Raw genomic sequence first — 12,566 nt, forward strand, 5'->3', positions numbered from 1 at the left:
AGGGTCCAGTCCCTGATGCAGTACCCCCGGCAGCGGCCGGAGTGGCTAGAGTGGAAAGCATGAGTTCGCCAGCTTCCCGCCCAGTCCCTCCAGCCGCTGCCAGCCTGCTTAACCTGCGTGGCGCCGTCGACCTTTCATCCCTGAGACAGGGCCAGGCGCCTCCTGCGGCTCCCGGCAATCCGCCTGTTTCCGGGGATGCGGGTGCCAGCGCAGAAGCGGGTGCGGTAACGCCCGACGACGGCGCGGCACCGCTGCGGGTCACTGTCACCGAAGGAAATTTCCAGGAACTCGTGGAGCTTTCCGCCCAGGTTCCGGTGGTCTTCGCGCTATGGGCCGCGTACTCCCCGGAATCCGCCGCGATGCTCGACTCGCTGGAGCGGGTCATCAACAGCTACGGCGGCCGCCTGGTCCTGGGGGCGGCGGACATCGAAGCCTTCCCGCAGCTGGCACAGGCCTTCCAGGTCCAGGCCGTCCCCACGGCCGTCGCCGTCCTCAAGGGCCAGCCCGTACCGCTCTTCCAAGGCGGTGCCGAGGAATCCCAGATCCGCCCCCTCCTGGATGAACTGCTGAAAGTCGCGGCGGCCAATGGGGTTACGGGCAGCCTCGGCGGGGGCAGTGCGCCCATGGAGACTGAACCAGCACCTCTTCCGCCGCTGCACCAGGCCGCGTTCGACGCCATTGAGGCGGGCGACTATGAGGCCGCCGCCGTGGCCTACCGGCAGGCCCTGCTGGAAATGCCCGCCGACGCCGAGGCCAAGGCCGGCCTGGCCCAGGTGGAGCTGATGGCCCGGCTCCAGCCGCTCTCCGCCGAGGACTCGGAAGCCTTGCGTACCCTCGCCGCCAACGAACCTGACAATCTGGCCGCCCAGCTGGGCGTGGCGGACCTGGACGTGTCCGGCGGTCACGTGGAGGACGCGCTGAACCGCGTGGTCAGCTTCATCGGCCGGAACTTCGGCCCGGAACGGGAGCCAGCCCGCGTACGCCTCCTGGAACTCTTCGACGTGGTGGGCACGTCCGACCCCCGTGTTGCCAAGGCACGCCAAGGACTCGCCAGGGTCCTGTTCTAGTGCCGGCCCTGTTCCAGCCGCTCAAGCTCCGCTCCCTGGAGCTCACGCACCGCGGCTGGGTATCACCCATGTGCCAGTACAGCTGCGGTCCCGACGGCGCCCCGGGGGTTCCGAACGACTGGCACCTGATGCATCTGGGCTCCTTTGCCGCGGGCGGCGCGGCGTTGATCCTCACCGAGGCGGCCGCTGTGAACGCGGCCGGCAGGATCAGCCCCCGCGACACCGGGCTGTACAACGACGAACAGGCCGAGGCCTGGCAGCGGATCACGTCCTTTGTGCACCGGCACGGTGCCGCGGAAGCGAAGATCGGCGCCCAGCTTGCCCACGCCGGCCGGAAAGCGTCCGCCTACTGGCCGTTCGCCGGGCAGCGGGGGAGCGTCCCGGAGTCCGACGGCGGCTGGCCCACGGTGGGGCCGTCACGGCTTGCCTTCGACGGCTTTGCCGAACCCGCCGCGATGACCGAGGCGCAGATCCAGGACATCATTTCCGACTTCGCGGCCGGCGCCGTGCGTGCCGTGGACGCCGGCTTCGACACCGTGGAGATCCATGGCGCGCACGGCTACCTCCTGCACCAGTTCCAAAGCCCGCTGATCAATACGCGGACCGATTCCTGGGGCGGGGACGAGGCCGGACGGAACCGGCTGATGCTCGCCGTCGTTGATGCCGTCCGCAACGTCATCCCCGAATCCATGCCCCTGCTGCTGCGGATTTCAGCCACCGACTGGGCGCCGGGCGGCGTCGATGTCCAGGCTTCGGTCCGGCTGGCCGCCCAGGCGGCGGAGCACGGAGTGGACCTCATCGACGTCTCCAGCGGCGGGGCCGTGGCCCACCAGGACATCAGTCCGGGTCCGGGCTACCAGACGGAGTTCTCCGCACGCATCCGCCGCGAAGCGGGGGTCCCCACAGGCACCGTGGGCCTGCTGACTTCCGCAGGCCAGGCCGAGCATGCCGTGGCCACCGGGCAGGCCGACGGCGTGCTTATTGCCCGGGCCGCGCTCCGGGATCCGCACTGGTGGCTCCGTGCGGCGTTTGAACTGGGGCACGACCTCCCCTGGGCACCGCAGTACGAACGGGCCATGCCGCGGCATTCGTTCTAGGGTTCCCTACGCCTTTGCACTACTCCCGCGGGAGGACCCCTTCGGCAGGGCCCTGGGTCTAGGCTGGCATCATGACTGCTGCGCATCCTGATCCCCACTCTGATCCGGTGGTGCACGCGGGGCCCGTTCCGGCCTTGTCCATCCGCGGCCTCGCCAAGCGTTTCGGCGGAAAAATCGCCGTGGACGGCATCAGCCTCGACGTCCCGGCAGGCTCATTCTTTGGCATCGTGGGGCCCAACGGCGCCGGCAAGACCACCACGCTGTCCATGGCCACCGGCCTGCTGCGGCCCGACTTCGGGACAGCCGTTGTCCATGGGGTGGACGTCTGGGCCCGGCCGCTGGAGGCCAAGAAGCTGATGGGCATCCTCCCTGACGGTGTCCGCCTCTTTGACCGGCTCACCGGCGAACAGCTGGTCACGTACGCGGGGCTGCTGCGTGGCATGGACAAAGACGTGGTGGCCTCCCGTGTGGGGGAGCTGTTGTCCGCCCTGGACCTCTACGAGGACGCCGGGACGCTCGTGGTGGACTATTCGGCCGGCATGACAAAAAAGATCGCCCTCGCCTCGGCCCTGATCCACGCCCCGCGGCTGCTGGTGCTCGATGAACCCTTCGAGTCCGTGGATCCCGTCTCGGCGGCCAACATCCGGTCCATCCTGGACAGTTATGTAGCCGCCGGCGGGACGGTGATCGTCTCGAGCCACGTTATGGACCTGGTCCAGCGCATGTGCGACCACGTCGCCGTGGTGGCGGCCGGAAGGCTCCTCGCCACCGGGACCGTGGACGAAGTCCGCGCCGGGGCAACGCTGGAAGAAAGGTTTGTCCAGCTGGTCGGCGGACGCAACCACACGGAAGGCCTGGAATGGTTGCGCACCTCCTAAGGCTCAAACTGACCCTGCTGCGGAACGGCCTTCGCCGCAGCCCTTGGCAGCTCGTCGGCCTGGCGTTCGGCGGTCTCTATGCCTTGGGGCTGGTGGGACTAGTGGTCGTGGCACTGGTCCTGCTGCGCACTGTAGACCCCGAACTGGCCCGGACGGTTGTGGTGCTTGGTGGTTCAGCGGCCCTCCTGGGCTGGGGCCTCATTCCGGTGGTCGCGTCCGCCGCGGACCTGACCCTGGACCCTGCCCGCTTCACCACCTCCGCCATCCCCATGCGCCAACTGCTCACGGGGCTGGCCCTCGGTGGGCTGATCGGCATCCCCGGCCTGGCCACGGCGCTCGCAGCGCTCGCCACCGTGTGGACCTGGGCCCGTGGCCCCCTTCCCGCGGTTGCCGCACTGGTGGGCGCCGCCGTCGGCGTTCTGACATGTATTGTCCTGTCCAAAGTGGTCACCACCGCCACCGCCAGCCTGGCGTCGTCGCGCCGGTTCAAGGATGTCAGCGCCATCGCATTTATGGTCCCGCTGGTCCTGATGGGCCCGATCGTCGCTGGCGTGGGCAGGGGCATCACCGCCTCGACGGGTTTCCTGCCGGAGCTGGCTGCCACCTTGTCCTGGACGCCACTTGGTGCCGCGTGGTCCCTCGGTGGTGATGTTGCGGTTGGCCGCCCGGGAGCGGCCGCACTGAAACTCGTGATCGCCGCTGCAACCCTCGCAGTCCTGTCCTGGTGCTGGAAACTGCTCCTTGAACGGGCCCTGGTCAACCCGCCCTACGCCGGCAGCGGGAGCCGCAAGGGTGGCAAACTGGGGCTGTTCGACCTGCTGCCGGCCACACCGGCCGGTGCAGTAACAGCGCGCGCGCTGACGTACTGGCTGCGCGATCCCCGCTATTCCGGTTCCCTGGTGGTGGTCCCGCTGCTCCCCATCCTGCTGGTGTTCCAGGGCAGCCAGTCCGGTCACTACGGAGTACTGGCGGTGGCTGCACCGCTGGCTGCCTTCCTGCTGGCCTGGTCCATCTCAGCGGACGTCTCCTATGACAACACGGCATTCGCGCTGCATGTGGCCACGGGCGTCCGCGGTGTGGACGACCGGCTGGGCAGGGCGTTGGCCTGCCTGGCTTTTGCCCTGCCCGTGGTGCTGATCTTTGCAGTGGGCCAGTACTTCTTTACCGGCAGCTGGTCGGAACTGCCCGGCCAGTTGGGCTTGAGCCTGGGCATCCTGTTCACCGGGCTTGGCTTGTCGTCCGTGGTGTCGGCACGCTACACGGTGGCCGTCCCGTTGCCCGGGGACAGCCCGTTCAAGAAGCCCCCGGGCAATGTAGGGCAGACCCTGGTGGTGCAGTTTGCCGGCATGGGCGTCCTGAGCCTGCTGGTCCTGCCTGAGGTGGGCCTGCTCATCGCGCAGCTGGTCACGGGGAATGCCATGTTCGGGTGGGCCAACCTGGCCGTCGGCCTGATGCTGGGACTGGCGCTGTTTGGGGCGGGCATTCGGCTGGGTGGAAAGTGGCTTGATGCCCGCGGACCCGAACTGCTGGCCCAACTGACCGTCAACCGTTGATTCCGTAAAAGACCAGAAGGGCGGCCGGACATGGAAGTTGTCATCCTCCAGGGCAGCAAGCAGATCGGACAGCTCGTCGCCGATGCCATCGAGGCCCTGCTCCGGCGCAAGCCCGCCGCCGTACTGGGCCTCGCCACCGGGTCATCGCCGCTGCCGGTGTACGACGAGCTGGCGGCGCGGCACCAGCGTGACGGGCTGGACTTCAGCAATGCCCATGCCTTTGCCCTGGACGAATACGTGGGGCTGGACCACGGGCATCCGGAGTCCTACAGGCAAGTCATCCGGCGGGAATTCACCAGCCGGGTCAACATCGCCGAAGGCAACGTCCATACGCCTGACGGGGCGGCCGCGGACCTGCCCGCGGCCTGTTCCGCCTACGAGGAGGCCATGCGGGCAGCGGGCGGAGTGGACCTGCAGCTCCTGGGCGTGGGTACGGATGGCCACATCGGCTTCAACGAGCCCGGTTCCTCGCTCGCATCCCGGACCCGCATCAAAACGCTGATCGAGCAGACCCGCCGGGACAACGCCAGGTTCTTTGGCAGCCTGGCAGAGGTGCCGCACCATGTGGTGACCCAGGGGCTGGGCACCATTCTCGAGGCCCGGCACGTTGTCCTCATCGCTACCGGGGCACAGAAGGCACCGTCCGTCCGCGACTTCGTGGAAGGACCCGTCGCCGCCATCTGCCCGGCCTCGGTCCTCCAGTTCCACCCGCACGCCACCATCCTGGTGGATCAGGCCGCGGCATCGTCGCTGAAGCTCGCCGACTTCTACCGGCACACGTACGATCACAAACCTGACTGGCAGGAGCTGTAATTCCGGCCACACACCACGGGCGGGTGCCTAGCGGCGTTGCGCGGAACAGCCGACGGCGGCGGGTGCAGTGAGTGCAAAACGGTCCTCCCGCCGTCGAACGTCCTCCGTCCCGGGACGCTAAGATGGATGCCATGACTAGCATGACGGACCCTCTCGAAAACGACCCGATGCGCGAGCTTTCCGGGGCTGGAACGTCCACGGCAACCATCGAGCGCGAAGAGCTGCGCCAGGAAGTGGAGCCCGGTGACCGGGAACGCTTCTCGCACTACGTGCGCAAGGAAAAAATCATGGAATCCGCGCTGACGGGTGATCCTGTCATTGCCCTCTGCGGCAAAGTGTGGACGCCGGGCCGGGATCCGCAGAAGTTCCCGGTGTGCCCCATGTGCAAAGAGGTTTATGACGGCCTCCGCCCGGGGAACGACGGCGGCAAGGGTCCCGGAGGGGACTCGGGCAACAACAAGTAGTGACGGAGACGCTCTTTGGCGGCCCCACCCTGCCACCGGCCTATCCGGAACGCGCAGCCTGGGGAACCGCCCAAAAACTCCGTGCCTGGCAGCAGCAAGCCCTTGACCTCTACTTCAGGACCGATCCCCGCGACTTCCTGGCCGTAGCAACTCCCGGCGCCGGCAAGACCACCTTCGCGCTGCGAGTGGCCTCCATGCTCATCGAATCAGGGGCGGTCAACCGCGTCACCATCGTGGCGCCCACGGACCACCTGAAACGGCAGTGGGCCGACGCCGCTGCCAAGGTGGGCATCGCCATCGACCCCAACTTCAAGAACTCCGATGGCCAGCACGGCCGCGGTTTCGTTGGCGTCGCTGTCACATACGCGCAGGTGGCCAGCAAACCCATGCTGCACCGCGCCAAGACCGAGGCCGCCCGCACGCTGGTGATCCTTGACGAGATCCACCACGGTGGCGAAGCCCTGTCCTGGGGCGACGGCCTCCGCGAAGCGTTTGACCCTGCGGCACGGCGCCTCTCCCTGACCGGTACGCCGTTCCGCTCCGACACCTCGCCCATCCCTTTTGTTGAATACGCGCAGGACAAGGACGGCATCCGGCGCTCGAAAGCGGACTACACCTACGGCTACGGCAACGCCCTGCGTGACCATGTGGTGCGCCCGGTCATGTTCATGGCCTACTCGGGCCAGATGCGGTGGCGCACCAGTGCCGGCGAGGAAATGGCGGCCTCACTGGGCGAGTCCGCGGTCACCAAGGACATCACGTCGCAGGCGTGGCGGACGGCGCTGAACCCGGCCGGGGAATGGATTCCCGCTGTCCTGGCGGGGGCGGACAAACGCCTCAGCGAAATGCGCCGCACGGTTCCGGACGCCGGCGGGCTGGTCATCGCCACGGACCACGAGGATGCCAGGGCCTATGCCGGGCAGCTGAAAAGGATCACCGGCGAATCGCCCACCGTGATCCTTTCCGACGACGCCAAGGCCTCCAGCAAGATCGAGGAATTCACCGCGAGCGAGAAACGGTGGATGGTGGCCGTCCGCATGGTGTCAGAAGGCGTGGACGTGCCCCGGCTCTCCGTCGGCGTCTATGCGACGTCCACCTCGACGCCGCTGTTCTTCGCCCAGGCAGTGGGCCGCTTTGTGCGCGCCCGGAAACGCGGCGAAACGGCCTCGGTCTTCCTGCCGTCCGTGCCGACGCTGATGGCCCTGGCCAACTCGATGGAGGCCGAACGCGACCACGCGCTGGACCGCCCCGAGAAAGAAGACAGCGACGGCCTGTTCAATCCCGAGGACTCGCTGATGGAAGAGGCCAACCGGGAGGACAAGGCGTCCGACAGCCTCACCAAGGGCAAGTTCGAGGCCCTCGACTCACAGGCGTCCTTCGACCGCGTATTGTTCGACGGCGGCGAGTTCGGCACCGGGGGAGAAGTGGGCTCGGAGGACGAACTGGACTTCCTGGGCATCCCCGGACTGCTGGATGCCGAGCAGGTGGGGACGCTGCTGCGGCAGCGCCAGCACGAACAGCTCAACCGCAAGAACCGGCGCACACCGGCAGCCGAGCCGGCCACCGCGGCGCCGGCCATACCGGACCACCGGATGCTGATGGACCTGCGCAACGAACTGGCCAAGAACGTGGCGGCCTGGTCGGCGCGGACCGGAACCCCGCACGGTGTGGTGCACACGAAGCTGCGGACCGTCTGCGGCGGCCCCCCGGTGGCCCAGGCGAACGAGGAACAGCTTCAGTCCAGGCTGCGGAAGCTCCAGGACTGGTTCATCGGCCGGAAGTAGTACTTACGCGACTTCGACGCCGCCCAGCTCCATTTCGGCGACGGCATCCTCCAGGTCCTCGGCAATGCCGGCGGTGAGTGAGCGGATGACCGTGACGGAGTAGCCGGCCTGGACCGCGTCCAGCGAGGTGGCCATCACGCAGAAGTCGGTGGCGATCCCCACCACTACAACGTCCTCCACATCGTGGCTTTGCAGCCAGTCGTCCAGTCCGATGGCGTTGTCCGCCGGTGCGTAGGCATCTGCGTCAGCGGGCATGGCGCCCGGCTGCCGTTCCCCTGTGGGGACGGCATCCTCAGGTGCCAGCAGGCCCTCAAAGCCGGAGTACGCCGCGGCGAACTGGCCCTTCTGGAAGTAGGCCTGGATGTATTCGCTGTCCAGGTCCGGATGGAGTTCTGCGCCGCGAGTGCCGGCCACGCAGTGCCGCGGCCAGCTGTCCTTGTGATCGGGCGTGTCGGAAAAATGCGCGCCGGGATCGATGTGCCAGTCCTGGGTGGCAACTATGTGGTCGAACTCATTGTGATGGGCGTCCACGTACTCGCTGATGGCTCCGGCAACACCGGCACCGCCGGCCACGGCCAGGGAGCCGCCCTCGCAGAAGTCGTTCTGGACGTCAACGATGATCAGGGCGCGGGACATCAGTTCTCCTCGTAGATAGTGGGGATGGCAGGCTCGCCGCGCTGCAGGCGGTTGACGACACCGGGCAGTTCGGCCATGGTGTCCGCGTGCCGTTGGCGGGCGCGGACCACACCCTCGTGTCCGGTCCAGCCCGGCAGCAGCTCGCCGTTCTTCATAAACTGCTGAAGCAGCGGCCGGTCGTTGCCGTCGTCTTCGGGGCGGTGGCCGATGCCCACAATTTCCTGGGTAGCCACCCCCCGCTCGTTGAGCTTGCGCAGCGCGTACTTCCGGCCGCCCATGCTGGTTTTGTTCTTGGCGGTTTTCGCCACGGAGACGAAATTGCCGGCGTCGTCGGTGCGGCTGACGAGCTTGTAGACCATGCTCGCTGTGGGTGCACCGGAACCGGTGACCAGCGAGGTGCCCACACCGTAGGAATCCACCGGGGCGGACTGCAGCGCGGCGATGGCGAACTCGTCCAGGTCCGAGGTGACCACGATCTTGGTGTTCACGTTGCCGAGCTCGTCCAGGAGGCGCCGGACCCATTGGGCCTGGGCCACGAGGTCGCCGGAGTCCAGCCGGACGCCTCCCAGCTTGGGCCCTGCCAACTCGACGGCGGCACGCACGGCTGCCTCGACGTCGTACGTGTCCACCAGCAGCGAGGTGCCGGGTCCGAGGGAGGCGATCTGCGCCTCAAACGCTTCCCGCTCGGTGTCGTGGAGGAGCGTGAAGGAGTGCGCGGCGGTCCCTACCGTTTTGATGCCGTACCGGAAGCCGGCCTCGAGATTGGAGGTGCTGTCGAACCCGGCAATGACGGCGGCGCGGGCTGCCGCGACTGCCGATTCCTCGTGGGTCCGCCGGGATCCCATTTCAATGCAGGGCCGGTTGCCGGCCGCGGTGATCATGCGGGAGGCGGCGGAGGCGATGGCACTGTCATGGTTCAGGACCGAGAGCAGGTAGGTTTCCAGCATGCAGGCTTCGGCAAACGTTGATTCGACAATCAGGATGGGGGAGTTGGGGAAGTACGCCTCGCCTTCCGGGTAGCCCCAGATGTCACCGGAAAAGCGGTAGTTCGCCAGGTAGTCCAGGGTGTCCTGGTTGACCACGCCGGTCCGCCCCAGGAAGTCCAGCTCGGCTTCGCCGAACCGGAAGTCGGCGATGCCTTCCAGCAGGCGGCCCGTTCCCGCCACAATCCCGTACCGCCGGCCGTCCGGCAGGCGCCGGGCAAAAGCCTCGAAGACCGACCTGCGGTGTGCGGCGCCCGAGTGCAGGGACGCCTGCAGCATGGTCAGCTCGTAGTGGTCTGTATAAAAGGACGTGCGGGGATGGTCCCAGCTGGCGGAGGTACTCACAAAATTCACTCTAGTGTGCATCCCCATAGAATGGACAGATGACCTTAAGCGTTGCGCTCGGCCCTGATACACAGGAGGGCACCCGGACCGGGACAGAGGCGTCCACGGACTCCCTGACCGCCCCGGACATCCCTTGGAACCTGGTGATCTGGAACGATCCCGTCAACCTGATGAGTTACGTCAGCTATGTCTTCCAAAGCTACTTCGGCTACTCCGAGTCCAAAGCCAACAAGCTGATGATGGAAGTCCACAAAAAGGGCCGGTCCATTGTTGCCCACGGCAGCAAGGAACAGGTTGAGCGGCATGCCGTGGCCATGCACGGCTTCGGCCTCTGGGCCACCGTGGAGAAGGCCACCGGCGGGAATGGTGGAAACTCCAAAAACGCAGGAAAATCCGGCGGGTCCGGGCAGGGCAAGGGGAAACGTGGCTAAGGCATTCAAATACGGGCTCAAGGGCATCACCGGGTTCCTGGAACCCGCCGAACGGGAACTGCTCCGCAGCCTGATCGATGACGTCATCTCCATGCTCCAGCCGGCCGAACACACCAGCCAGGATCCGCTGGCCGCCCTGATCGGACTGGATATGGACGTCCAGGAACCGACGGACCGTGCCGTTAAGCGGTTACTGCCCAACGTGATGAAGAACGACGACGGCGCGTCCCTGGAGTTCCGCCAGCTCACCGAGCGCTCGCTGCGGGAAACCAAGATCGGCGCGCTGCGCGCTGCCGCGCTGGACCTGGACAGGGACGAAGTGGTCCTCACCGCCGAAGGGGCAAGGTTCTGGTCCATGGCCCTGAACGATGTGCGCCTGGTGCTGGCGGAACGCCTGGATATCCGGGATGAAGAGGACGCCGAACACGTGCACCTGATGCAGGACTGGTCCCAGGCCGAGGACGTGGAAAGTTACCTCGCCCTGGTGTACAACTTCACCACGTGGCTGCAGGAATCACTGGTCCAGGCGATGCTCCAGTCCCTGGACTCACGGGCCTGAACTGCTGTCCTGGTCCGGGATTCGACCGCCACTGTGACAAAATTGACATGAGTCGGGCGCCACAATGTGATGGCTGCGGCCCCGGGGAAGACCTATCCTCGAATAATCATGACTACAGCCTCGAGCATGGATCCGTCAGGCGCAGCCGCATCGGACTCCGCAGCCAGCAGCACCACCGCCCAGGTGGGGTCCCGCCCCATCGGCATCTTTGATTCCGGTGTCGGCGGACTGACCGTGGCGCGGTCCATCATCGACCAGCTCCCCAACGAGTCCATCCTCTATGTGGGGGATACCGCCAACGGGCCCTACGGGCCCTTGCCCATTGCCGAAGTGCGCGCCAACGCCCTGGGCGTGATGGACGAACTGGTGGACTCCGGCGTCAAGCTGCTGACCATTGCCTGCAACTCGGCGTCGGCCGCTGTCCTGAGGGACGCCCGCGAGCGGTACACGGCGAAATACGGCATCCCCGTCATCGAGGTGATCCAGCCGGCCGTCCGGCGGGCTGTCGCTGCCACCCGCAGCGGGCGTATCGGCGTCATCGGAACCTCCGCCACCGTTGGTTCACGGGCTTACGAAGACACGTTTGCCGCCGCGCCGGACCTGGCCATCACGTCCGTGGCCTGCCCCGAGTTCGTGAGCTACGTGGAGGCCGGGATCACCACCGGACCCGCCTTGCTGGCTATTGCCGAAGAGTACCTGGCGCCGCTGAAGGCGGCAGGCGTGGACACCGTGGTGCTGGGGTGCACGCACTATCCGCTGCTGACCGGCGTCATTTCCTTCGTGATGGGTGACGCCGTGACGCTCGTGTCCAGCGCGGAGGAAACGGCGAAGGACGTGTACCGGGCCCTCGCCACTCACGACCTTCAGCGCACTGCTGTAGCACCGCCGGAACACCACTTCATCGCCACCGGTGACGCCGGCCAGTTCGAAACGCTGGCCCGCCGTTTCCTGGGGCCGGAGGTCCTGTCCGTCCGGCACGTGGACCATGTGGCGGCCCAATACCCCACCGGCAGCCTGGCACGGATCACCCCCGAGATGATCGCGGCCGCGCAGACCGCCAGCGCCCGGCAGTCGTCGTCGGGACCTCGGATTTCGAACTTTGTGGGCGCCCATCGGGCCGGAGGACCTGCCCTGTGAAGCTCACCATCGTCGGCTGCACCGGCTCGTTTCCCGGCCCGAGCTCGCCGGCGTCCTGCTACCTCCTGACCGCCAACGACGGCGAGCGGACGTGGAAGATCGTGATGGACCTTGGCAGCGGAGCCCTTGGCGCCATCCAGCGATACACGGACCTTGAGGACATCGACGCGATCTTCCTCACCCACCTGCACCCCGACCACTGCATGGACTTGTGCGGCCTGCACGTGGCCGTCCGCTGGAAGCCCGGCGGCTGGGGACGAGGCAGGATTCCGGTGTGGGGCCCCGCCGCGACGGCGGACCGGATGGCCACCGCCTACGGCCTGGAACTCGATCCGGGGATGCACGAGGAATTCGACTTCACGAACTGGACCGAACGGGAATCCGTCACGGTGGGGCCGTTCACGGTGACGCCGTTCGCGGTGAACCACCCCGTGGAGGAGGCCTACGCCCTGCGGGTGGAAGTGACCGAACCGGACAAGCAAGGCAACACTGTCAGCCGGATCCTGACGTATTCCGGGGACACCGATTCCTGCGCAGGACTGGAGGAAGCGGCAAAGGACGCTGACCTGTTCCTGTGCGAGGCCGCCTTTGAGGAAGGCCGCGACGACGACATCAAGGATGTCCACCTGACCGGAAAGCGTGCCGGCGAGGCCGCGGAGAGCGCGGGCGCACGCCGGCTGTTGCTCACGCACATCCCCGTCTGGACATCGCCCACCACTGTTATGGCCGAAGCGCGCCCCGTGTTCGGCGGCGACGTGGCCGTTGCCGTGGCCGGTGTGCACTACACCGTCTGACCCGCTGCCCCTCTGGTCCAGTGCA

General features: G+C 67.0%; 13 protein-coding genes. 11 read left to right on the top strand and 2 right to left on the bottom strand.

Annotated elements, in window-relative coordinates; all coding sequences use genetic code 11:
- The first annotated feature begins 59 nt into the window (after window positions 1–59).
- The 7 genes from NG698_RS11625 to NG698_RS11655 all read left to right on the top strand — a co-directional run bounded on the left by NG698_RS11625 (window position 60) and on the right by NG698_RS11655 (window position 7,656).
- On the top strand, window positions 60–1,067 hold the full coding sequence (locus NG698_RS11625) for a tetratricopeptide repeat protein (protein ID WP_252609859.1): 1,008 nt from the start codon (window positions 60–62) through the stop codon (window positions 1,065–1,067).
- Window positions 1,067–2,164 (top strand): NADH:flavin oxidoreductase/NADH oxidase, encoded by a 1,098-nt coding sequence (locus NG698_RS11630; protein WP_252600076.1) that lies wholly within the window; start codon window positions 1,067–1,069, stop codon window positions 2,162–2,164. Before NG698_RS11625 ends, NG698_RS11630 begins: the two co-directional genes overlap by 1 nt.
- A 71-nt stretch (window positions 2,165–2,235) precedes the next feature.
- Window positions 2,236–3,042 carry an ABC transporter ATP-binding protein gene (locus NG698_RS11635; protein ID WP_252600075.1) on the top strand — a complete coding sequence of 269 codons (807 nt, stop codon included), beginning with the start codon at window positions 2,236–2,238 and terminating at the stop codon, window positions 3,040–3,042.
- A complete protein-coding gene (locus NG698_RS11640; RefSeq protein ID WP_252609860.1) occupies window positions 3,024–4,595 on the top strand; it encodes a transporter in 1,572 nt (523 codons plus the stop codon). The genes NG698_RS11635 and NG698_RS11640 overlap by 19 nt, the downstream gene beginning before the upstream one ends.
- A gap of 30 nt (window positions 4,596–4,625) precedes the next feature.
- Entirely contained in the window at window positions 4,626–5,408 is a 783-nt protein-coding gene (gene nagB / locus NG698_RS11645) for a glucosamine-6-phosphate deaminase (protein ID WP_252600073.1), read from the top strand.
- Window positions 5,409–5,530: 122 nt separating this feature from the next.
- Window positions 5,531–5,872 (top strand): DUF3039 domain-containing protein, encoded by a 342-nt coding sequence (locus NG698_RS11650; RefSeq protein ID WP_056349372.1) that lies wholly within the window; start codon window positions 5,531–5,533, stop codon window positions 5,870–5,872.
- A complete protein-coding gene (locus tag NG698_RS11655) occupies window positions 5,872–7,656 on the top strand; it encodes a DEAD/DEAH box helicase (RefSeq protein WP_252609861.1) in 1,785 nt (594 codons plus the stop codon). The genes NG698_RS11650 and NG698_RS11655 overlap by 1 nt, the downstream gene beginning before the upstream one ends.
- Window positions 7,657–7,659: 3 nt before the next feature.
- On the opposite strand, the gene NG698_RS11660 is transcribed toward NG698_RS11655, so the two are convergent.
- Both NG698_RS11660 and NG698_RS11665 read right to left on the bottom strand, forming a co-directional pair.
- Window positions 7,660–8,292, bottom strand: a complete 633-nt coding sequence (locus tag NG698_RS11660; protein WP_248760022.1) for an isochorismatase family protein — start codon at window positions 8,290–8,292, stop codon at window positions 7,660–7,662.
- Complete coding sequence (locus NG698_RS11665) at window positions 8,292–9,620, bottom strand: nicotinate phosphoribosyltransferase (RefSeq protein WP_252600071.1); 1,329 nt, start codon at window positions 9,618–9,620, stop codon at window positions 8,292–8,294. The genes NG698_RS11660 and NG698_RS11665 overlap by 1 nt, the downstream gene beginning before the upstream one ends.
- Before the next feature lie 38 nt (window positions 9,621–9,658).
- Between NG698_RS11665 and clpS the strand changes: the two genes are divergently transcribed.
- The 4 genes from clpS to NG698_RS11685 all read left to right on the top strand — a co-directional run bounded on the left by clpS (window position 9,659) and on the right by NG698_RS11685 (window position 12,541).
- The gene (gene clpS / locus NG698_RS11670; RefSeq protein WP_252600070.1) at window positions 9,659–10,051 is read left to right on the top strand and encodes an ATP-dependent Clp protease adapter ClpS; all 393 of its coding nucleotides are present in this window, start codon (window positions 9,659–9,661) and stop codon (window positions 10,049–10,051) included.
- Complete coding sequence (locus tag NG698_RS11675) at window positions 10,044–10,610, top strand: DUF2017 domain-containing protein (RefSeq protein ID WP_141140950.1); 567 nt, start codon at window positions 10,044–10,046, stop codon at window positions 10,608–10,610. Before clpS ends, NG698_RS11675 begins: the two co-directional genes overlap by 8 nt.
- 69 nt (window positions 10,611–10,679) lie before the next feature.
- Window positions 10,680–11,747: a glutamate racemase gene (gene murI / locus NG698_RS11680; protein WP_252609862.1), complete on the top strand. Its 1,068-nt coding sequence runs from the start codon at window positions 10,680–10,682 to the stop codon at window positions 11,745–11,747.
- Window positions 11,744–12,541 (top strand): MBL fold metallo-hydrolase, encoded by a 798-nt coding sequence (locus tag NG698_RS11685; protein ID WP_252609863.1) that lies wholly within the window; start codon window positions 11,744–11,746, stop codon window positions 12,539–12,541. The genes murI and NG698_RS11685 overlap by 4 nt, the downstream gene beginning before the upstream one ends.
- Window positions 12,542–12,566: the final 25 nt, after the last annotated feature.

Source organism: Pseudarthrobacter raffinosi, from assembly GCF_023913735.1.
Lineage (GTDB): Bacteria > Actinomycetota > Actinomycetes > Actinomycetales > Micrococcaceae > Arthrobacter > Arthrobacter raffinosi.